The sequence below is a fragment of the Duganella sp. FT27W genome, assembly GCF_009295655.1.
In the GTDB taxonomy this organism is placed as follows: domain Bacteria; phylum Pseudomonadota; class Gammaproteobacteria; order Burkholderiales; family Burkholderiaceae_D; genus Rugamonas; species Rugamonas zoogloeoides.
In genome coordinates this window covers 268,035-293,027 of sequence record NZ_WHIV01000003.1, presented here as the reverse complement: position 1 = coordinate 293,027, position 24,993 = coordinate 268,035, and the positions used below count along the sequence as shown (strand labels likewise).

Here is a 24,993-nt window from a genome sequence, read left to right as displayed (position 1 = left end):
GTGTCTGAGCTAACCGATCCTCCCGATGACATCGCGATCATCGGCATGGCTTGCCGCTTTCCCGGCGCGGGCGATTACGAAGCGTTCTGGCGCGCGCAACGCGATGGCCGATTTTGCGTGGGCGAAGTGCCGGCCGACCGCTGGCGCTGGCAGCAGTATTATTCCACCCGGCGCGAGGACGAGAACAAGACCATCAGCAAATGGGGCGGCTTCATGGCCGACATCGACCAGTTCGACGCCGCGCTGTTCCGCATCTCGCCGCGCGAAGCGGAATTGATGGACCCGCAGCAGCGCATCATGCTGGAACTGGCGTGGTCGTGTTTCGAGGACGCGGGCTATGCGCCCGCCAGCCTGCGCGGCAGCGATACCGGTGTCTATCTCGGCGTGTGCAATTTCGACTACAAGATGCAGGTCGAACGGGCGCCGGCCGCCATCGAAGCCCATATGTCCACCGGCGTGCACACCACGCTGATTCCCAACCGCGTGTCGTACGAATTCGACCTGCGTGGCCCCAGCATCCCCTTCGACACCGCCTGTTCCAGCTCGCTGGTGGCGCTGGCCGAAGCCGTGCATGCGCTGCGGCGTGGCGATTGCGGCGCGGCGTTAGTGGGTGGCGTGAGCGTGCTGCTCAATCCCACCCATTTCATCTCGTTCTCCAAGGCCGGCATGCTGTCGCCGCGCGGGGTGTGCCGCTCCTTCGACGAAGGAGCGGACGGCTACGTGCGCGGGGAGGGCGCTGGCCTGATCATGCTCAAGCCGTTGCACCAGGCGCTGCGTGACGGCGACAAGGTTTATGGCCTGGTGAAGGGCGTGGCCGTCAACCATGGCGGCAAGGTGGCCACCGTCACATCACCGAATCCGTTCGCCCAGGCGCGTTGCGTGGAAATGGCGCTGCGCGATGCGGCACTGTCTCCCGCCGCCATTGGCTACATCGAAGCCCACGGCACCGGCACGCCCAAGGGAGATCCGATCGAGATGAATGCGCTGATCCGCGCCTATGCCAGTCAGGCAAGGGTGCAAGGCGTGGAACTGGCGGCTCGTTCGTGCGCGATCGGCAGCGTGAAGACCAGCATTGGCCACCTGGAGGCGGCGGCCGGCATCGCCGGTATTATCAAGGTGCTGCTCGCGATGAAGCATCGCCACTTGCCTCCGCTGCTGCACTTCACCCGCGCCAATCCGCGCATCAGGCTCGATGGCTCGCCATTCTACTTTCTCGAGCAGGGACAGGATTGGGCGCAGGGACCGGATGGCGCGCGGCGCGCTGGCGTGAGCAGTTTTGGTTTTGGCGGCGTCAATGCACACGTGGTGCTGGAGGGTTTCGAAGAGCCGCCGGTGCGAGAGGCACAGCAGACCGATGGCCCGCTGCTGTTCGTCCTGTCGGCCAAGAACCGCGATAGCCTGGCGCGGTACGCGGGATCGCTGGCGCGGTATGTGGCCGGCCCGCGCGATCGGACCTGGGACCGGCCGTTTTCGCTGGCCGCGCTGGCCCATACCCTGCACCAACGCGAACCGCTCGAAGAGCGCCTGGCCATCGAGGCGCAGGATGCCAATGCACTGTGCCGTGCGTTGAACGCATTTGTCGCCGGCCAGCTGGAGCCTGGTGCTTTGCACGGCAATACGAGGGCAGGTGCGGGCGATTCGGTCGGCGCTCCGAAGGTCGGCGACCCGGTTGCCGGCGACCGGCTGGCCGGCAACCGGGCGGCCAGTGGCCCGGCAGTCGGCGTCCCGGCGGTTGGCGCTTCGGTGACTGGCGCACCCACGGCGGACGAATTGGCCGACTGCCTGCGCTCACGCGACCATGCACGGCTGGCACGGTGGTGGGTGGCCGGGGTGCCGATCTCGGACTGGTCGCTGTACTTCGCAGACGGCGTACCAGCCAGACTGACGTTGCCCGGCTATGAATTTACGCGAAGGCGCTACTGGTTCGAGGAAGCAAAGGAAGAAAAGGTTGGAAAAGTGGGCCAGGCATGGCTGCATCCGCTGCTGCACAGCGTTGCATCGACCGGCAATGGCGCCTGTTTCGACGCCGAATTCGATGGCGCGGAATTCTTCTTCAACGACCACCGGGTCCACGGCGACAAGGTGCTGCCTGGCGTAGCCAGCCTGGAAATGGTGCGCGCTGCGCTGCGGCAGGCGATGCCGGAGCTGGTAACCGGCGGGCTGCAGTTGTCCGGCGTGGTGTGGTCGCGGCCCGTGGTGGCCGGCGCCGCACCGGTCAAGGTGCAACTGGCGCTGGTGCAGCAACCGGACGCAGTGGGTTGGGAAGTGCGCTCCGGTGCAGCAGATGACGCGCTGATTCACAGCCAGGGCAAGGCGACGGCGCTGACCTGGACCGTTCCGGCAGTGGATCTGGCGGCAGTCCGCGCACGCCTGGCTGGCGGCGAGCGCAGTGTGGACGCGCACTACGCCATGTTTGCCGCCATGGGCATCGACTATGGGCCGGCGCACCGGTCAATTACCTCGCTGCACGCCGATGCCCATTGCGAGGTGCTGGCCAGGGTGGGCGTGGTCGATGCGGCCGGCGCTGCCGGTTTTGTCCTGCACCCGGGTTTGATGGATGGCGCGTTGCAGGCAAGCCTTGCAGGGTTTGCCGGCGCCAGTACGCAAGCGCTGGTACCGTTCGCGCTGGACCGGTTGCTGCTGCCGGCTGCCACGGTGTTGGCGGCCGCTCCGCCGTTGCAGTTGTGGGCGTGGGTGCGGCCTGCGGCGGGCAAAGAGGGCAGCGACCGCGCGGCGCAGTCGTTCGACATCGACTTGTGCGACGACGAAGGACAGGTGTTTGCCGCCTTGCGCGGGCTGTCCCTGCGCCTGTTGGCTGGTGAGCAGGCTTCGGCGCCTGGCGCCCTGCTGATGCTCACGCCGGGCTGGCGCGACGATGATGCCGCAGCCTTGCCGCCGCAGGACTGGTCGGGCCGTCGGGTGTGGCTGGCGGGCTTCGAGAATGCCGGCCTGGCCGCAGAACTTGGCGCGCTGCTGCCGGGCGCCCGCACGGTGAGCGCGCTGGTAGATGGCGAGGGCACGACGCTGTCTGCGGCCTACCGCAACACCGCCGTGACGCTGTTCGAGCAGGTACGCGCCGCCATGCGCGCAGCGGCGGCAACGCCCGGGCGCCAGTTGCTGCAACTGCTGGTGCCCGACGACGGACCACATCAACTGCTGGCCGGGCTGGCTGGCCTGCTCAAGACGGCGCAACTGGAAAATCCCCAGTGCGTGACGCAGGTGCTGCGCATCGGTGGTGCGGTTACGGCGGGCATGCTGCGCGACCACGTGCTGGCCTGTGCCGCGCGGCCGGAGACTGCGTTGTTCCGCTGCGTGGACACACAGCGCATGGCCGCAGTGCTGACTGAACTGCCGGTACAGGGGGAGATTCCCGCTACGCCATGGAAGGAGGGCGGCGTGTACCTGGTCACCGGCGGAGCTGGTGCGCTGGGACTGATCTTCGCCCGCGAAATCGCTGCCCGTCTGCAACGCGCCACCCTGGTGCTTGTTGGTCGCACTGCCAGGCCAGCATCGGAGTTCGACGCGCTGTGGCGCGAAGGCGTGGTAGTGGAATACCATGCGCTCGACCTGGCAGATGCCGATGCCGTGCACGCGCTGGTGGATGGCATCCACCGCCGCCACGGCGCCCTGAATGGCATACTGCACTGCGCCGGCCAGGTGCGCGACAACTACATCGTTCGCAAGGACGGTAGCGATTTCCCCAGCGTGCTGGCGCCCAAGGTCGATGGCGTGGTCCATCTCGACGCCGCCACGCGCAGCCGGCCGCTCGACCTGTTCGTGCTGTTTTCCTCGATTGCTGGTGCGCTAGGTAATGCCGGCCAGGCCGACTACGCCGCCGCCAACGGCTTCCTGGACCGATACGCGGCGTGGCGCAGCAATGGTCACGGCGTGACCGTCTCCATCAACTGGCCATTGTGGCAGGACGGCGGCATGACCATCGACGCTGCCACTGCACGCATGCTGGACCAGCGCCTGGGCATGCGGCCGCTGCACACCGCCAGCGGCATCGAGGCGTTTTACCGGGCGGTGGCAAGCGGCCAGTCGCAGGTGCTGGTGATGGAAGGCGACCTGGCGCGCATGCGCGACAGGCTGATCGCGCCTGCTGCCAACATCGCTACTCCCGAATCGCGCCGGGGTGTGGATAGCGCCGGCAGTGTGGCGGCGGTGCTGGTGACTGTCGCGGCCGACCTGCTCAAGCTTGATGCGGCCGATCTCGATACCCGTACCCAGTTGAGCGAATATGGTTTCGATTCGATCGCGTACACGGGCCTGGCCAATCGCATCAGCGAGCGATACGGCATCGAGCTGTCGCCGGCGATGTTCTTCGACTACCCCACCATTGCCGGCATTGCGGGCTACCTGGTGGCGCAGTATCCGCAGGCGTTTGCGGTGCCGGAAACTGAATTGGCATCAGTATCAGCAACGGAATCAGCAAAGGTACCGGCACTGGCTGCGGCGCAAGCCCAAGCCCCCGCTCTCCACGAGACAATCGGCGCGACGTCCACTCCGGCGCATGGTCCCGAACCGATCGCCATCGTTGGCATGAGCGGCAGCTTCCCGATGGCGCCCGACCTGGCAACGTTCTGGCGCAACCTGGAACAGGGACGTGACTGCATCACCGAGATCCCCGCGCAGCGCTGGGACTGGCAAGCGATCTACGCCGATCCGGCGGAACACCCCAACTGCTCCGACATCAAGTGGGGCGGCTTTATCGATGACGTGGATGCTTTCGATCCGCTGTTCTTCGGCATTTCGCCGCGCGAAGCGCTGAGCATGGACCCGCAACAGCGGCTGTTGATGACGCACGCGTGGCAAGCCATCGAAGATGCGGGCTATGCGCCATCGAGCCTGGCGGGATCGTGCACCGGCATTTTCGTGGGTACTGCCAGCACCGGCTACGACAGCGTGCTGGCGCGCGCCGGCCTGCCGGTCGAAGGCTTCAGCGCCACCGGCGTGGTGCCGTCGGTAGGGCCGAACCGCATGAGTTACCTGCTCAACCTCACCGGTCCCAGCGAACCGGTGGAAACCGCATGTTCGTCGTCGCTGGTGGCCATCCACCGCGCGGTGCAGGCGATGCAAGCAGGCGACTGCGAGCAGGCCATTGTCGGCGGCGTCAACACCATCGTCGCGCCGCAACTGCATATCAGCTTCAACAAGGCCGGCATGCTGGCCCCCGACGGCCGCTGCAAGACCTTTTCCAGCAGCGCCAACGGCTATGTGCGCGGTGAAGGGGCGGGCATGCTGTTCCTGAAAAAGCTCGGTGCGGCGCAAGCCGATGGCGACCACATTTATGGCGTGATCCGGGGCAGCGCCGAGAACCACGGCGGCCGCGCCAATTCGCTCACGTCGCCCAATTCGCTGTCGCAGGCGCAGGTGATGACCAAGGCGTGGCAGCGCGCCGGCATCGACATGGATACCGCGACTTACCTGGAAGCACACGGCACCGGTACGCCGCTGGGCGATCCCGTCGAGATCAACGGCATCAAGGCCGCGTTCGCGGCACGGGGGCCGACCGCGCCGTGCGCGATCGCGTCGGTGAAGACCAATATCGGCCACCTGGAACTGGCGGCCGGCGTGGCAGGGGTGATCAAGGTACTGCTGCAGTTCCGCCACCAGCGTATCGCCGCCAGTCTGCACTGCGAAACCGTCAATCCGCTCATCGACCTGGCGCATACGCGCTTCCATATCCCGCGCCAGGCGCAGGCATGGGAAACCCCGCCGGGCGCCGATGGCCGGCCGTTGCCGCGCCGCGCCGGTGTCAGCTCGTTCGGCTTTGGCGGTGTGAATGCGCACGTGGTGCTGGAGGAGTACCAGGCGCCGCAAGCCGCCGCCATCGCCTTGACTGCACCTGTGCTGGTGCCGCTATCGGCCCGTACGCCCGCGGCCTTGCGTCGCTATGCCCAGTCGCTGCTCGACTGGATCACTGTCGAACCGGGCGTGTCGCTGCCATCGCTGGCGTACACCTTGCAGGTGGGGCGCGATCCGTTCGATGAGCGGCTGGGGCTCGCGGTGTATTCACTGGCCGAGCTGGAACGGGGCCTGCGCGATTTCCTCGACGGTAGCGGACAGGCCAGCGCCTATGTCCAGGGTCAGGTAAGCCGCAACCGTGAAGCGCTGGGCAGCTACGTCGATGACGACGACCTGCAGGCGACCATGGCGTTGTGGCTGGACAAGGGCAAGGTCGCGCAGTTTCTCGGCATGTGGGCCAAGGGCGTGCATTTCGACTGGCACCGCCTGTATCGACACCTGGCGGCAGACCGGCGCCCGCGCCGCATCAGCGCGCCGACGTATCCGTTCGAGCGCGAGCGGCTGTGGCCTGCGCCAGCTACGGCGGTGGGCGTAGCGATGGAAGCACCACAGTTGGGAGTGAATTCGTCACTGTCGTTGCCGGATGTACCGCCGCCGCAACAGCAGCAGCGGCTGGCCGTAGCTGGCGCCTCGCGCGGAAAACCCGGCAACATTGCGTTGGCCGCCCTGGCGAGCTCCGATTTCTGTGCGTACCGCCTTCCGCCTTCCTCCAAGCCGGTCGTAACGCTACCGGCACTGCTAGCTGCCAAGGTGGAGGCAGCGACTGAAACAGAGGTGGAATTGGAAGCGGCGCCCGCCGCCACCGGTTTTGCGATCGATGTGGTCGATCACGGCGATGGCATCTACGCCCTCAATATGCGCGACTGTCCGCCGCAGTGGAACGCGGCTCTGGTGGATGCACTGCGCCGCGCCATGCTGCTGGTGGCGGAAAGGCCCGATCTGAAAGCGGTACTGCTGCACGGCGAATCGCGCTTCCTGCCGGTCGATGGTGACGAAGCGTTCTTTTCGCAAGGCGCGGCGCTGCTGCCGTTCGATTGCCCGGCGCCGGTGATTGCCGTGGGCGAGGGCGATGCCGAGGGCCTGGCCTGGCTGTTTGCGTCGCTGTGCGACTTCATGCTGTGCGCCGAGGATGGACGTTATCGCTACGCTGCGCGCGGCACGCCAGCGGAAGCTGCGCTGTTCGCGGCACGCTGGCGCCTGGGGGACGGTGCAGCCTGTGTGCTGACCGATACCGCCCGCAGCGGACGCGAACTGCGCGAATCGGGCTTGGGACTGACCGTTTTGCCGGCGCATGAGTTGAAGGCAGCAGCATTGACGCTGGCCCGGCAACTGGCGGCGGCGCCGGCCGTGTCGCTGGCGCTGCTCAAGCAGCACATGGCGCAGGAACTGCGGGCGCTGGCGGCTGGCCTGGCGGCCGGCTGGCACGAGGGTTTCAAGCGCGCCCGAGGCGACGCATTCTCCGTGGCAGCGCCAATGCCATCGGCATGGAATGCGCTGCTTGGCGATACCGCTGCGACAACTGGCAAAATGCCTGCAATGCCTGCAATGCCTGCAATGCCTGCAATGCCTGCAATGCCCGCGATACGCGACGGCGTACAGCCTATCGACATCGGCTCCCACGTCGTCCGGCTCGACATCGACGCCCAGGGCGTGGCCGTGCTGACCATGTGCGACCAGATCAGCCGCAATGGCTTTACCAGCCTGCTGGTAGCCGGCGTTTCGCAGGCGTTTGCGGCGGTGGCCTCCGAGCCGCAAGCCAGGGTGCTGGTCATCACCGGCGACGGCAGTTATTTTTCCAGCGGCGGCACGCGCGAAAGCCTGCTGGCCATCCAGTCCGGCCGCGCCAGGTTCACCGACATCGATATCTACAGCCTGCCGGCCACGCTGAGCATTCCCGTCGTCGCGGCGATGCAGGGCCATGGGGTAGGCGCCGGCTGGGCGCTGGGCATGTTTTGCGACCTGGTGGTGTGCAGCGAACAGCATACGTACCGCAGCCCCTATATGCGGTACGGCTTCACGCCAGGCGCTGGCGCCACGCTGGCCTTCCCCGGCAAATTCGGCATCGACATCGCACGCGAGATCCTGTTTGGCGCGCGCCAGTACACGGGCGCCGAATTGCGCGACCGTGGTGCACCATGCGAGGTGGTGTCCGCCGCCAGCGTGCTGCCGCGCGCATTGTCTCTGGCCACGCAGCTGGCGCACAACGACCATACCGCGCTGGCAGCGGCCAAGCGTGCTTCGGTAGCCCATATCTCTGCACGCCGCACGCAGGTGCTGGCGCAGGAGCAGGCCATGCACCAGCAATGCTTCGTGGGCAGCAGCGAGGTTCTGTCCCTGATCGACCGGCACTTCGGCGAAGGGGCGCAAGCAGAGGAGTCGCCGATGGCGCGGCCGCCGCACGGAGTTCCAGTCAACGGCGGTGGCGATCTGTTGCCGGAACTGGCCGCCATGCTGGCTGCCGAATTGTTCATGCAGGCGGGCGAAATAGGCCTGGACCAGAAGTTCATCGACATCGGCCTCGATTCGATCACGGGCGTCAACTGGGTCCGCAAGATCAACGGCCGCTATGGTCTGAACCTCAACGCTACCGCCATTTATCGCCATCCCACCTTGCGCGAGTTCGCCGCGTGCCTGCGCGAGCAGGGTGTGGGCCAGGTTTCCGCAGCGGCGCCTGAAGCCACGCCGACGCCGGCTCCGCAGTCCGCGCCTGTCTCGCTGTGCACCGTGCGTGCCGAACCCGCGCCGCAAGCAGCGCCGACGCCCGAGGCACGCACATCGCCACCACCGAAAATCGCTGTCATCGGCATGGCCGGCCAGTTCCCCATGGCGCGCGACCTGGCGCAGTTCTGGGACAACCTCGCCCAGGGGCGTGATTGCATCAGCGAGATTCCCTCCGACCGCTGGCGCATCGCCGACCATGTCGATACCGACCGCCAGCAACCGGGCAAAAGCTATTCGCGGTGGATGGGCTGCCTGGACGACGTAGACATGTTCGACCCGCTGTTCTTCGGCATCTCGCCGCGCGAGGCCGAGTGGATGGACCCGCAGCAGCGGCTGTTCCTGCAAAATGCCTGGCATTGCGTGGAGGATGCCGGCTACGGACCGGCGGCGCTGGCGGGCAGCCGCTGTGGCGTGTTCGTCGGGTGCACCGCCGGCGACTACAGCCAGGAGATCGCCCGCTGCGACCTCAACGCGCAAAACTTCATGGGCCGCGCCACGTCGATACTCGCGTCGCGCATTGCCTACCTGCTGGATCTGCAGGGACCGTGCGTGTCGATCGACACCGCCTGCTCATCGTCGCTGGTGGCCATGGCAGCGGCTTGCGACAGCCTGGCATCCGGCGCCTGCGACATGGCGCTTGCCGGCGGCGTGTGCGCGCTGGCCGGTCCCGACATGCACATCATGACCAGCAAGGCCGGCATGCTGTCGCCCGACGGCCGCTGCTACACCTTCGACCAGCGCGCCAACGGTTTCGTGCCGGGCGAGGGAGTGGGTGCGCTGATGCTCAAGCGCCTGGACGATGCGCTGCGCGACGGCGACCAGGTTCACGGCGTGATAGGCGGCTGGGGCGTCAACCAGGATGGCAAAACCAATGGCATGACTGCTCCCAATCCGCAATCCCAGGCGCGCCTGGTACAGGAGGTGTACCGCAAGTTCGATATCGACCCGGGCACCATCGAGCTGGTGGAAGCCCACGGCACCGGCACCGCACTCGGTGATCCGATCGAAGTCGAGGGACTGAAAGAGGCGTTTGGCGCCTTCACCGCGCGCACCGGCTTTTGCGCGCTCGGTTCGGTCAAGAGCAATATCGGCCATACGCTGGCGGCGGCCGGGGTGGCGGGCGCCATCAAGCTGCTGCTGGCGCTGCGCCATGGCGTGAAACCCGCCACCCTGCACGTGGAGCAGGTCAACCCGCACATCGACCTGGCGGCATCGCCATTCTTCATCAACCGCAGTGCGCAGCCCTGGGCGCAGACGCCGGGGAAAGCGCGGCGCGCGGCCGTCAGTTCGTTCGGTTTCAGTGGCACCAATGCGCACCTGGTAATAGAAGAAGCGCCTGTGCCGGCGCCAGTGCAGTCATCCAGCGGGCCACACGCCATCGTCTTGTCGGCGCGCCAGCGCGCGCGCTTGCCGGTAATGGCGCAGCGGCTGCGCGATTTCCTCGACCTTCCCGCAGCGGCGGCCATCAATCTGGCCGACCTGGCCTGGACCTTGCAGGTCGGGCGCGAAGCGATGGCTTACCGCGCGGCGTTCGAGGTACGCAGCATGGCCGAGTTGCGCATGGCGCTGGACGGCCTGGCACAGGGCGCCGAAGCAATGTCTCCGTTGCCGCCGCTACTCGCTGGCTGGGTGGCCGGCCAGCATGTGGACTGGCAGGCGCAGTACCCGCAGGACGCGGCCCGGCCACGCCGTGTGAGCCTGCCCGGTTATCCGTTCGAGCTGGCGCGCTACTGGCTGCCGCCAGCCGTCAGCCATGCCGGCAGCATGCAGGCGCAGGCCGCCATGCTGCATCCGCTGCTGCATCAGAACACCTCGACCCTGGCGGCGGGCCACCGTTACAGCTCACGCTTTACCGGGCAGGAATTCTTCTTCGCCCAACACGTGATCATGGGCCGCAAGGTGCTGCCCGGAGTGGGGCACCTCGAGATGGTGCGTGCAGCGGTACGCGAAGTGTGCGGCCTGGAGGCGGACACCGGCTGCCTGCAGATCAAGAACGTGGTGTGGATGCGGCCGGTGGCCTGTCACGATGGCGACGATCCCGCCCAGCGCACCGTGATCCATCTCGGTCTCAAATACGATGACGGTGGCGATATCGCCTTTACCATCTTCAGCGGCGGCGAGCGCGCGGATCAGCCGCTGGTGGTGCACAGCCAGGGCGTGGCGATGCGGCATGCAGTGAACGTGATTCCATCGGTGGACCTGGCGACCTTGCGTGCGCAATGCGACCATGCCACCATCCTCGCCTGCCATCACTTCGACGCCATGCGGTTGCGCGGCGCCGACCTGGGGGCTGGCTTCCGTGGCATCAGCGAATACCACCTTGGCGCCACGCCGGATGGCATGCCGCAGGCACTGGCCCATATATTCATCCCCGAGGGGCTGTCCGACGCGGTGGACCGCTTCGTGCTGCACCCGACCGCGATGGATGCCGCCGTCCACACCGCGCCGCCGTTGATGGACGGCTGGGAAGACGCCAGCCGCATTCCGCTGGCGCTGCCATTCGCGCTGGAGGAGCTCGAGGTGCTGGGCAGCTGCCAGGAAGAGATGTGGGCGCTGGCGCGACCCGCGCACGGCGCGGCGCCGGGCGCCCTCAAATACGATATCGACCTGTGCGACGACGCCGGCATGATTTGCGTGCGCTTCAAGGGCTTCTCGTTCAAGGTGGTGGAGCAGGGGCCGCAGAGTGCTGCTAGGCCCGAGGCGCCAGCAATCCTGCTGTCGCAGCCGGTATGGACCGCCGGCCACCAGGGCCGGCGTAACGCGGCGCACGACCGTCGGCTGGTGGTCATGTGCGGCATGGGGCCGGCCGCTGACTGGGGCCATCGCTTTCCTGATACCGAAGTCCATGTCATCGACATTGGCGTGGACGATCGCCGCCATGCTGACGTTGCGGACCAGGCGCTGGCTCTGGTGCGCGCCGAAATGCAGGAACGCCGGCATCATTCCGGCGCTGGCTCCGGTTCCAGCTCCGGCCGCGTGCTGATCCAGTTCGTGGCGGCGGATCCGCTGCTGGCAATACTGGCGGGCCTGGCGCGGGTGCTGGCGCGCGAGCACTTGCAGGTGGCGGCGCAGGTGGTGCTGGTCGATGCCACCGGCAGCGATATCGTTAGCCAGGTGAACGCCAGCGCGCGGCATGCGGACGACTCGGAGGACGTGCTGGTACGCCACACCGCCGGGATAGTCGAGATCCGGCAATGGCAGCCGGTTCCGGAAAGCCACGAACCACCCAAGTTGCCGTGGCGCGAAGGCGGCGTCTATCTGCTGACCGGCGGCGCCGGCGCGCTGGCCACGCTGTTCGCCCGCGAGATATTGGGGCGCTTGCGGCATGTCACGCTGGTGCTGGCTGGGCGCTCCGCACTTGACGAGGAGCTGTCAGCGCGGCTGGATGCATTGGCGCGCAGCGCAATTTATCCCGGTGGCGCGCGCATCGACTACTTTTGCGCCGACCTGGCGCAAGCTGACAGTGTCGATGCCCTGGCCGGCGCCATCCGCGCGCGTCATGGGCGGCTCGACGGTGTGCTGCATTGCGCCGGCGTGGTGCGTGACAACTTCATCCCGGCCAAGACCGGAGCCGAATTGCAGGCGGTATTCGATCCCAAGGTGAGCGGCTTGCTCAATCTCGAACGTTCTTGCGCCGCGCTGGCGCCGGACTTCGTGGTGCTGTTTTCCTCGATCGCCTCGGCGCTGGGCAATGCCGGCCAGGCCGATTATGCGATGGCCAATGCCTTCCTCGATGCGTACGCCGCCGGCCGTAATCCGCAACGCCGTACCTTGTCCATCAACTGGCCTCTGTGGCGCGAAGGCGGCATGGCGCCCGATGCCGGGACCGAACGCTGGATGGCCGAGAACACGGGCCTGGTGCCGCTGCCCACCGCCGCCGGCATCGCCGCCTTCTATCGCGCCTGGTCCAGCGGACTGGCGCAAGTGATGGTGCTGGCGGGCGACCCCGCCGCCATCGAACGCTTCATTCCCGGCCTGGCCGCGCCTTCGGCGCCCGTCGCGCCGCCACCCATCGCGGAGCATATCGTCATGAAGACAACCAGCCAAATTCACGTGGACGCCGCGCGCCCGATAGAGGACGTCACCGCGCTGCTGCGTCCCGTGGTGGGGCGCATCCTGAAGATGGCGCCGGGCCAGCTCGACCCGGACAAGGAATTGAGCAGCTACGGCTTCGACTCGATCAGCCTGACCGAGTTGACCAACGAGCTCAATGTGCAGTTCAGGATCCCGGCGCGGCGCGCGCTCAACCCGACCATATTCTTCGAACATCCGACCATGCGCAGCCTGGCCGGCCACCTTGCTGCGGAATATCCCGAGGTGGCGGCAAGCGACACATTGGCGCCGGTTTCGAGGGCATCTGCACCTGCGCCCGCACCCGCACCGGTACCAGTACCTGCACCTGCACTGGCCTCAGCATCATCATCAGCAGCAGAGCGGACGTCCTTCGTGCCAGCGGCTGCTCCAACCGTTGCTACGACACAGATGTCGCAGCCTGCGGCAAGGCTCCAACACTCCGGGCGGCAACGCGAGCCGATCGCCGTGGTGGGCCTGAGCGGACGCTTCCCGATGGCCAGCGATGCACGTGAATACTGGCGTAACCTGGCGGCAGGCCGCGACTGCATTGCCGAAGTACCGGCCGACCGCTGGAACTGGCGCGACTACTATGGCGATCCGGCAGCGGATGGCGACAAAACCGACGTGCGCTACGGCGGGTTTATCGAAGGCGTGGACGAATTTGATCCGCTGTTCTTCGGCATCTCTCCACGCGAAGCGTTGTACATGGACCCCATGCAGCGCCTGTTGATGCAGCATACCTGGCACGCCATCGAGGACGCCGGCTACAGCGCTAAAGCGCTATCGGGCACCCGCACCGCGATCTTCGTCGGCACGTCGGTGAGCGAGTACGGCATGCTGCTGCAAAAAGCCGGTGTGCCGTGCGACGCCTTCCTGCCCACCGGGCGCAGCGCCTCGCTGGGCGCCAACCGCATGAGCTACCTGCTCAATATCTCCGGCCCCAGCGAGACCATCGACACGGCCTGCTCGTCGTCGCTGGTGGCGATCCATCGCGCGGTGATGGCGATCGACAGTGGCCAGGCCGACATGGCGCTGGTGGGTGGCGTCAATGTGCTGATCGCGCCGGACGGCCATATCAGCTTCCGCAAGGCCGGCATGCTGAGCGAAGATGGCCGCTGCAAGACCTTCTCCAGCGCTGCCGACGGCTACGCGCGCGGCGAGGGCGCGGGCATGCTGTTCCTGAAAAAGCTTGCCGACGCCGAGCGCGATGGCGATCACATTTATGGACTGTTGCGCGGCAGCGGTGAAAACCATGGCGGCCGCGCCAACTCGCTCACTGCACCCAACCCCAAGGCACAAGCGGACTTGATCAAATCGGTGCACACCGAAGCGGGGATCGACCCGCGCACCGTCGGCTTCATCGAGGCGCACGGCACCGGCACGCCGCTGGGCGACCCGGTGGAAGTGAACGCGCTCAAGATGGCGTTCCGCGACCTGTACCAGGCCAGCGGCGACGCCACGGTGACAGCCGCCCACTGCGGCCTGGGTTCGGCCAAGAGCAATATCGGCCACCTGGAACTGGCCGCAGGCGTGGCCGGCGCCATCAAGGTACTGCTGCAACTGAAGCACCGCACGCTGCCGAAAAGCCTGCACTCCGAGACCCTCAACCCGTACATCGACTTGCAGGGTACGCCGTTCCACGTGGTGCGCGAGACTGCCCATTGGCCGGCGCCGGTCGATGCGTCGGGACGGGTGGCGCCGCGCCGCGCCGGTGTCAGCTCCTTCGGCTTCGGCGGCGCCAATGCCCACGTGGTGTTCCAAGAGTATCTGCCGTCGGTCGAACCGCAGGCGCTCGCGCCCACCAGCCACGAACGACTGATTGTGCTCTCGGCCCGCAGCGAGGACAGGTTGATCGAGGCTGCCAGGCAGTTGCTGGCCGTGGCCGATGACGATGACGATGCGCTCGATCTCGATGGCGTGGCCTACACCCTGCAAACGGGGCGCGAGACGTTCGATGAGCGGGTGGCGTTTGTGGCAACTTCGCTGCAGCAATTGCGCGAGCGGCTGGCCGCCTTTATCACCGGTGAGCCGGGCGATGAACGTTATCGCGGCAAGGTCGCCCGTGGCGACCAGGTGCTGGACCTGTTCGACGGCGACGAGATGCGCGAGACGATCGCGCGGTGGGTGGCGCGCCGGCAGTTCGGCAAGCTGCTCGCGCTCTGGATCAAGGGCGTGGAGATCGACTGGCACATGCTGTACGCACAGCCGCCGCGCCGCGTCAGCCTGCCCGGTTACCCGTTTGCGCGCGAGCGGCACTGGCCGCAGTCTTACAACAGCAACAGCAACAGCAACAGCAACAGTAACAGCACAAGCACTGCTTCCTCGCCCGCGCCCACGCCAGCACGCTCTATCCGCTACGTGGCAAAGCACTGGATAGCGCAACCGACGGTGCCTGCCGACGTCGTGGCATCGGGCCGGGCGCTGATACTCGCCACCGATCGCAGCATGGCGCTGGCGCGGTCGTTGGCGCAGCAGGTCGATGGCGTGATTGTCGATCCGGTGACCGGTCATGACGCCGCAGATATCTCGCTCGACACCATCACCGGCGTGATCGACCTGACCGCCTGCGCCGACGACGCACCAGGTGCGCTGTCGCTGCTGCCCTGGTTGCAACGCCTGGCCGCGCAGCGCGACCTGGGCCAGCCGGCGCTGCTGCTGGGCGTGACCATCGGCCTCGAGGCGCATGACAATGCGGCGATCCGGCTGGCCGGCGCCACCGGCGCTGGACTGTACCGCATGCTGCAAAGCGAGTATCCGTCCCTGCGCTCGCGCCACCTGGACCTCGATGCCCGCAATGACCCAGCAGAGCAGGCTCTCCAGATCGCCGCCGAATGGCGCGCGGCAGGGGCGGCGCCGCAAGCATGCTATCGCCAGGGACTTCGGCACGTAGCAGGGCTGGCCGAGGTGACATTGCCAGCGTCCGCACCCTGGTCGTTCGATCCGGATACCGTCTTGTGGATCAGCGGCGGCACGCGCGGACTGGGCCTGCTGTGCGCGCGTCACTTCGTGGCACGCCATGGCGTACGCAAGTTGGTGCTGACGGGACGCGAAGCATTACCGCCTGTTGATCAATGGAGCGCGTGCATGGACGATGCCTCCGTCAGTACGGCCCTGGTTCGCAAGCTGGCTGCCTTGCAGGACCTGGTGGCGCAAGGCGTGCAAATCGAGGTGCTGGCGTTGGCCGGCGCCGATGCGCGACAAGTCGCCGATGCGGTGCTGCGGGTGACGGCGCAACTGGGCGCCATCGGCGGCGTGCTGCATTGCGCCGGCATCAACGACTTCGACAACCCCGCCTTTGTGCGCAAGAGCGCTGCGGGCTTCGCGGCCGTGCTGGAGCCGAAGGTGGCTGGCCTCGATGCGCTGCTGGCCGCCATGCGCGGTCAGCCACTCAAGTTCTTCGCGTTGTTCTCGTCGGTGGCGGCCACGGTGCCGTCACTGGCGGCAGGACAAAGCGATTACGCGTGTGCCAACTGCTATATGGACTACGTGGCGAAGGCCCATGCCGGTGCGCTGCCACTGGTCAGCATCCAGTGGCCATCGTGGAAGGAGACCGGCATGGGCGAGGCCACCACCCGCGCTTACCGCGACACCGGCTTGTTGACGCTGACCGATGCCGAAGGTCTGGAACTGCTCGACGCGGTACTGGCCAGTGGCGCCGGCCCGGTGATCCTGCCTGCCGTGGTCGATGCCACATCTTGGGCGCCGGAACGCTTGATGGAGCGCAGCCTGGCGACCGCACCTGTCGTGAAGGCTGCCGCTGTCGCCAGCGGCGCCATTGCGGCTGTAGCTGCATCTGCGCCGGCTGACCTGTCCAGTGCCACGCTGGACTGGCTGGCGGTCCTGTTCGCCAAAGAGCTGATGGTGGCAGCGCACACGCTGGAGCATGCCACGCCGTTCCAGGACTACGGCGTCGATTCGATCATGCTTACGCAAATACTGCGCCGCGTTGAAGGTGCGCTGGCGGCGCACGGCAACACGGCGCCGATGGATCCGTCGATCTTCTACGAGCATCCGACGCTGGCAGCATTTGCGGCTTACCTGGCGGCGCAGTATCCGGCTGCGCTGGCGGGCGTGTTGGGTACCGCAACGCCGGGGCCAGCCACGCACACGCAGCAGGCCCCGGTTGCAATGCCCTTGGCTCCGACAATCCCGACAACGCGGACAATGCCAGCATCACTGGAAACGCCGATAACGCCAGCAATGCCGGAAGCGCCAGTCGCGCACGCAATTGCAGTAAATTTTACAACTCCTGCAAATGCGGCAACGCCTCTAGCTCCAGCATCCCGACCGGCATTACCAACCGAGTCGCCAATGGCGGCCTCGGACAATAGCAGCAGCAGGAGTAACAAAAACGACATCGCCGTCGTCGGCATGTCGTGCTGCCTGCCCGGCGCCGACGATCTTGATGGATACTGGCGTCTGCTGTCCGAAGGCCGCTGCACCATCGGCCCGGTGCCGGATCAGCGCTGGCAGGCGCCTTGCACCCGCTACGCGGGTTTGCTCTCGAATGTGACCGACTTCGATCCGGCTCACTTCCTGCTCGGTGAAGACGACGCGCGCGCCATGGACCCGCAAGCGCTGCTGTTGCTGGAACAGGCACTGGCAACCTTGTCCCACGCTGGCTACACCGCGCGCGAAGTGAAGGGCAGTGCGACCGGCGTATACATCGGCGCGCGCAGCCACCATCAACCGGCAGCATCGACACTGGCGCAGGCGCGCAATCCCATCGTCGCCGTCGGCCAGAACTACATGGCTGCCAACATCTCGCACTTCTTCGACTTGCAAGGTCCGAGCCTGGTGCTCGATACCGCTTGCTCATCGGCGCTGGTGGCGATGCAGATGGCGATCCGCGCGCTGCAAGCAGGTGATATCGGCGCGGCCCTGGTCGGCGGCGCCAGCGTACTGGCCTCCGATGAAGCACACCGGTTGTTCGACAGCCGCCAGTTGCTGCGCGAGGGCGGCGAGTTCCACCTGTTCGACGGGCGCGCTGCCGGCGTAGTGCCGGGAGAGGGCGTGGGCATGGTGATGCTGAAAACCGTGCAGCGCGCATTGCAGGATGGCGACCGCATTCATGCCGTGGTCAAGAGCGTGGCCATCAACAACGACGGCCGCACGGCCGGTCCCGCCACCCCCAATCTGGCGGCGCAAAAAGCAGTGATGCGGGCGGCGCTTGACACCAGCGGCGTGCGCGCCGACCAGGTGGGCTATATCCATGTCAACGGTTCCGGCAGCGAGGTGACCGACCTGCTCGAGATCAAGGCCACCCAGGCGGTGTACCGTCCCGCTGGTGGCGCCCCGTGCGAACTGGGCTCGATGGAGCCGAATATCGGCCATCCGCTGTGCGCCAAGGGTATCGCCGGCTTCATCGCGCTTGCGCTGATGCTTGACCACCGCCAGCGTGTACCGTTCCTGTCCGGCCAGCAGCCGATGCGGCACTTCGACCTCGAACAATCGCCGTTCCGCTTCGGCCGCGCGGTGGCGCCGTGGTCCGCCGCTGCGCCGTTTGCTGCGCTGAGCTGCTTTGCCGATGGCGGCACCAACGCCCACGTTATCATGGCGCCGTGGGAGGCGTCGGCAGGGCAGGCAGAATGCCGCGCGCCGCTGCCGATGCCGGTGCTGCAACGGCGCCGCTTGCACGGTACGGCGCCTGCTTCAGCAACCCCGGCATCGCCAGCCTTGTCAGCTTCGCAGCCGTCGGTATCGCCTGCTTCGCACGCTTCGGCACATTCGCTAGCTTCGCACGCGTCGCCGTCGACGTCGGCGCCAGCCTGGCCGGTGGACGAATCGACCGGCTACCTGCGCCTCGACACCACGCACCCGGTATTGCAAGGTCACCGCGCCTACGGTCAGCAACTGCTGCCCGGCTTGGCGTACATCGACATGCTGTTCCAGCACTTCGAGAAAATGGCCATTCCGCTGGCGCAGCTTGAGCTGCGCAACCTGTCGATCTACCAGCCGCTCACGGTGGTGGAAGGCGCCGACGTGTTGTTCGACATTCGCTGCGAAGAGCGCGCCGATGGTCATTGGCAGGTGCACGTGGAGTCGGCCGGCGGTGGCGAGCCGAAACGCTACGCCGTGGCCGAGATGCATCGCGTCGCGCCCGCCACTTTCGATACCATTCTGGACCTGGCGCAAGCACGCCGCGCGGCCGCCGCCAGCACCGATCTGGAGGAATTGTATGCGCAGTGCGCGCGCCAGGGTCTCGAGCACAGTGGCGTGATCAGGGCGGCAGGCGTGGTGCACGAGGGGCCGCAAGCCACCCTCATCGAGATCACCGTGGGACCGCAGGCACTGGCCGATGCTGCCGCCTTTCGCTTCCATCCTACCCTGATCGATGGTGCCAGCGTGGGCGCGCAGCGCCTGTTCGCGGCCTTGTTCGAAGGCGAGGATCGCCTGATACTGCCGCTGTTCTACGAATCGTTCCGCGCCAGTGCGCCGTTGACCACCAATTGTGTCGCGCGTATCGACTCTGCCGGCGTACGCCGCCGGAACGAGCTGCTGTACATGACTATCGAGTTCTTCGATGCCGCCGGCGTCAAGGTGGCCGAGCTGCGCAACTACGCCTGCAAGCTGGTACGCGACGAGGGCGCCATCAACCCGCAGCGCAAGATGGCGCAGCCGGTGCTGGCTGAGCAGACGCAGGTCGGCACAGTTTCCGCTGCTGTCGTTACGGCTGCCGCAGCAAACACCGCGGCCGTTGCAACCGTCGTCATCGGCCCGGCGGAAACGACAGTTGCAACGAAATCGATCTCCGCTGCTGCAACTGCCGTCGATATGCGGGCGATGGCCGCCAGCACCACGGCGCAACACTACCTGGTAGAGCTGATGGCTGCCCGCATCGGCACGCCTGCCGAGCGTATCGACACCTCCGTCGGCTATTACGAACTGGGGCTCGATTCGGCGCGCTTGCTGGATCTGGTGGGAGCGCTGGAAAAGCGGCTGGGCGCCACGTTGGCGCCGACGCTGCTGTTCGAATACACCACCATTGCGGAGCTGGCGGCGTACCTGGCCGAAAAATATCCGCAGACGTGGGATGGCCCGGTGCCCAACGAAGCCGATGCCAGGGCGCCGGTTAAGTCAACCATACCAATCGCGCCAGAGTCTCTGAACGCGCCGTCACGTGACAGTACGCAGGTTGACGACATCGCCATCATCGGCATGGCCGGCCGCTATCCGGGCGCCGACAACCTGGGGCAGTTCTGGGACAATCTGCGCGCCGGCGTCGATAGCGTGACCGAGGTGCCGTCCTCGCGCTGGGAACGCGCGCGGATGGATGGCGTGACGTCGCCGTCGGGCAAACCGATGTCGCGCTGGGGCGGTTTCATCAACGATCCCGGCGCGTTCGATGCGCAGTTCTTCCGTGTTTCGCCGTGGGAGGCGAAGCTGCTCGACCCGCAGCAGCGCCAGTTCCTCGAGGTGTGCTGGGAGGCGATCGAAGATGCCGGCTACACGCCGAAGAACCTGGTCACGCCGCGTGGACGCAACCAGCGGCGCCAGGTGGGCGTGTATGCAGGCGTGATGCATAACGACTATGCCCTCTTGAGCGCCGAAGCCAATGCACGCAGCGAACCAATGCCGGTGTCGCTCAACTACGCGCAGATCGCCAACCGGGTATCGTACTTCTGTAATTTCCACGGTCCCAGCATGGCCATCGACACGGTGTGCTCGTCGTCGTTGATCGCGGTGCACATGGCGCTGGAAAGCCTGCGCAGCGGCGAATGCGAAGTGGCGCTGGCCGGCGGCGTCAACTTGTCGCTGCATCCGGTCAAATACTTGACCTACGGGATGATGGACATGCACGCCAGCGACGGCCGCTGCCGCGCCTTCGGCAAGGGCGGCGATGGCTATGTGTCGGGCGAAGGCGTGGGCGCGGTGCTGCTCAAGCCCCTGCGCCACGCAGTGCGCGACAACGACCATATCTACGCTGTCATCAAGGGCAGCACGACCAACCACGTGGGCGCCGTCAGTGGACTGACCGTGCCCAGCCCCGTGGCCCAGGCGGACATGATCGAGCAGTGTTTGGAAAAGACCGGCATCCATCCGCGCACCATCAGTTACGTGGAGGCGCACGGCACGGGCACGTCGCTCGGCGACCCGATCGAAATCCAGGGATTGGTAAAAGCCTTTGGCCACTACACGGCAGACCGCCAGTACTGTGCCATCGGATCGGTCAAGTCGAACATCGGCCACGCGGAATCGGCGGCCGGCATCAGCGGACTGGCCAAGGTGGCCTTGCAATTGCGCTACCGCACCCTGGTGCCGTCGCTGCATTCGACTGAACTCAATCCCTACCTGGACTTCACCAGTTCGCCGTTCCGGGTGCAGCATGTGTGCGAACCGTGGCGCCAGCCGGTGATGAGCCAGGACGGCCACGAGGTGACGATACCGCGCCGCGCCTCCCTCAGTTCCTTCGGTGCGTCCGGTTCGAATGCGCATCTGATTTTGGAGGAATACGCCGCGCCAGTCGCGCCGCCGGCGTCTGCTTATCCTGCGCACCCCGTGATCGTGCCACTGTCGGCAAAAAAAGCGGACCGCCTGCAGGCCATGGCAGCGCGCCTGCTGGCACACCTGCGCCGGCACGGAGAGGGCCTGGCGCTGGCCGAACTGGCCTGGACCCTGCAAACGGGACGTGAAGCGATGGCCGAGCGGGTTGTCTTCGTGGCTTCCGATATCGAAGGATTATGCACGCAGCTTGAAGCTTTTAGCAGCGGTGCACCGCATGCCATGCGCGCCACCACGGCAAAGGGCAAACAGGCGCCAGCGCCCGCAGCGGAAGACCTTGAGTGCTGGATTGCTGCCGGCGACATGCAGCCGCTGGCGCGGGCCTGGCTCGATGGTGCGGCGGTGGAATGGCACGTGGTGCACCGCCTGCAGTTCCCTGACTTGGCGCCGCGTCGGGTGAGCCTGCCGACGTATCCGTTTGCGCGCGAGCGCCACTGGATCGACATACCAGCGTCCGCTGCATCAGCTGCATCAGCTGCAACAGCTGCATCAGCTGCAACAGCTGCATCAGCTGCATCGACGCCTCTGCCAGCTGCACATGCGAGTGCCGTCATAGCCGCGTCAGCGCCTGTAACGACACCCGCACCAGCGTCGGCTAGCGGGGGAGCTCCGGGATCGGCCTCGGATTCTGTGTCAGCCACCGCGCCGGCATTAGCCGACACCGTGTACTTCACCACCGCGTGGCACGACTGTCCGGCAACCGGTACGGCAAAGCCATGTAAAACCACCGTGTTTGCCATTGGCGCGCCGGCCTTTAAGGCGCCGCAAATGGCAGGGCATGCCGTCGACATGATCCACCTGCAAACCAGCGACGATATTCCCGCCGACCTTGAACGTCACGCCACCGCGCTGCTGGCGTGGAGCCAGGAAGCCGCCCGGCAGCGCCGCGCCGAACCGGAGCTGCTGCTGGTGTACGCGCCACACATGGGCACCGACTATCCGCACCGTGGCCTGATAGGCGCCTTGCGCACCATTGCGCTGGAACTGCCGTTTATCCGCACAAGGCTGATCCTTGATGCCGCCGTCGCGGCGCACGACATGGTTGCCATGCAAACCAATCTGCATACCGAAATCAAGACCGCCGATGGCCATACCGAAGTGGTGTATCCAGTCGGGCGCCAGCGCCAGGTGCTGCGGCGCGAACTGCTGGACGCAGCACCAGCCGACGCCCAAGACGGCCGCACCAGCGCCGATCATCTGCGCCGCCAGGGCGTGTACCTGGTCACTGGCGGCCTGGGTGGACTGGGACGGATGTTCGCAGCCCGCTTGGGAGCCGGCACGCAGGCGCACTTCGTGCTGACCGGCCGTTCGCCGCTGGATGCGGTTCGCAATGAGCAACTGGCGGCGCTGCGCAGCCAGGGCGTGCAGGCGGACTACATCGCTTGCGATACGGCGCAGCCGCAAGCGGCGCACGCGCTGGTGGCACAGGTACTGGAACGGTATGGCGCCTTGCACGGCGTGATCCACAGCGCCGGGGTGCTGGCTGACAGTTTCATTGCGCGCGCCACTGCCGCCGAGGTGCATGCGGTGCTGGATGCCAAGGCGGCCGCTGTCGTCAACCTGGATCACGCCACCGCTAGCTTGGCGCTCGACTTCTTCGTGGCGTTTTCCTCGTCGGCAGCATTCGGCAACCCGGGCCAGTTCGGCTATGCGACCGCCAACGCCTTCCTCGACAGCTTCGCTGCCCACCGCGCGGCGCTGGTGGCGCGCGGCGAGCGACGCGGTAAAACCGTGTCGATCAACTGGCCGTTGTGGCAGAACGGCGGCATGTCGGTGCCGCCTGCCTATGCGCAGTTGATGCGTGAGCAGTACGGCATCGTGCCGCTGCAGGATGATGCAGGCGTAGCCGCGCTGGGTGCGGCGCTGGCCTCGAACGGCCACCAGTTCGGCGTGTTCCAGGGTGAGCGCGCCCGCGTTGCCGCCTTGCTGACGGCAGATCCACAACCTGCCGGGCAGATTGATGCGCAGCGTACAGTTAGCGAAAAGAGCACGCAAGATGTAGAGGACGCGGCACGCGCGGCCGTGGCGCAGGTGTTGGGTCTCGCGCCCGATGCCGTGGATGTCGACGTCGATTTCGCCGACCATGGCATGGATTCGATTGGCGCCACCAGGATCGCCGCGCTGCTCAACGAGCAACTGGGATTGACGCTGACCGGCGCGCTGTTCATGGAACTGAACTCGCCGCGCAAGCTGATCGACTACCTGGCCGTGACCATGCCATCGACACAGCCCGTTTCGCCAAAATTCGTCGCGCCCATGCCGATGTCGAAGCCGACGTCGGCACTGGAACCGGAAGCGCAATCGCAAGCGGGGTCTGAACATGGAGCTGAACCTGAGCCGGCACCGGCGTCGGCATCGGCATCGGCACTGACAGCGAAACCTCGACCTGACCCGCAACCCATGACCAGCCATGCAGCGAACCCGCGCGCCGCCATCATCGGCTACGACGTCCGCCTGCCGGGCGCGCCGGATGCCGACACCTTCTGGCGCCAGGTGCAGGACAAGACCATCAGCATCGACGACAACGCGCACGACGCATGGCGTGCGCGTGGCGTGGTGGCCGATGCCGATCCCGCCAGCATGCGCCACGCTGGACTGCTCACCGACATCGACAAGTTCGATGCCGCCTTCTGGGGCATCGGCGCAGCGGCAGCGCGCGCCACGGACCCGCAACAGCGGCTGCTGATGCGCAGCATCTGGCAGTGCGTGGAACATGCCGGCATCGCCATGCGTGAGCTGACCACCGGCCGCGTGGGCCTGTTCCTGGCGCTCGATGCGGTCGATTACCAGGCGCTGGCCCGCAACCTGGACATGGACGAAGGGACGGTACAGCCGCTCAGTCCCGGCATGATCGCCAACCAGATTTCGTATTACTGCAATTTCACCGGCCCCAGCGAAGCGATCGACAACGCCTGCGCCAGCACCTACGTGGCGCTCAAGCGCGCTGCGCAGTCGATGGCAGAGGGCGAGTGCGACACGGCGATCGTCGCCGGCGCCAAGATCCTGCTCGACCCGGCGGGCTTCCGCAGTCGCGACGAAGGCGAAATCCTCAGCCGCAGCGGGCGCATGTACCCGTTCGACGCCCGTGCCGACGGCTACGTGCGCGGCGAGGGCGTGGGCTGCGTACTGCTCAAGCCAGAAGAGCGGGCACTGGCCGACGGCGACACCATCCACGCCGTGGTGGCCGGCGTGGGCGTGACGCACAACGGGCGCGGCGCGCTGTCACAGGTGGCGCCCAGCGTGGACGGCCAGTACCGCGCCATTCGCGAGGCGTATCGCGTGGCGGGCTTCGGTCCGGAGACGGTTTCCTACATCGAAGCGCACGGCACGTCCAACAGCTTCAGCGATGCGGCCGAACTGGCCGCCTTCAAGCAGTACTTCAAGGAGGCGCTCACGCCGCAAGCCTGGCGGCAGCACCGCTGCGCCGTCAGTTCCGTCAAAGCCAATATCGGCCACCTGGAAGGCGCCTCGGGTATCGCATCGCTGGTCAAGGTCCTGTGCTCGCTGCGCGATGGCCGCATCGCGCCGATCGCTACCTGGGCCACGCTGCACCCGGCCATCCTGCTCGAGCAGTCGCCGTTCCACGTGCCGACCACGGTGGTGCCATGGGAACCGGGCGCGGCACCGCGCCGCGCAGGCCTGCATTCGATCGGCATCGGCGGCATCAATGCCCACGTGCTGCTGGAGGAAGCGCCGTTGGCCACCACCCCGCGAGCCCGCGCGCCGCTGCCCCGGCAGCGCTTCGACGAGAAGTCGTTCTGGCTGACGGCGCCCGTCGATGAACCAGCGGCGGAAGATGTCTTTGCAAAGCTGTTCCACGAAACCTTCACGCAGGCGTCTGCCGATGGCTGGGAATCGCTGGTCGCATGAACCGGCAGCGCTGCTCAA

At 66.6% G+C, this 24,993-nt stretch carries 1 protein-coding gene; it reads left to right on the top strand.

Annotation, left to right across the window (positions count from 1 at the left end; translation table 11 throughout):
* A complete protein-coding gene (locus F8197_RS28590; protein WP_193333426.1) occupies positions 1-24,975 on the top strand; it encodes an SDR family NAD(P)-dependent oxidoreductase in 24,975 nt (8,324 codons plus the stop codon).
* The last annotated feature ends 18 nt before the right edge of the window (positions 24,976-24,993 follow it).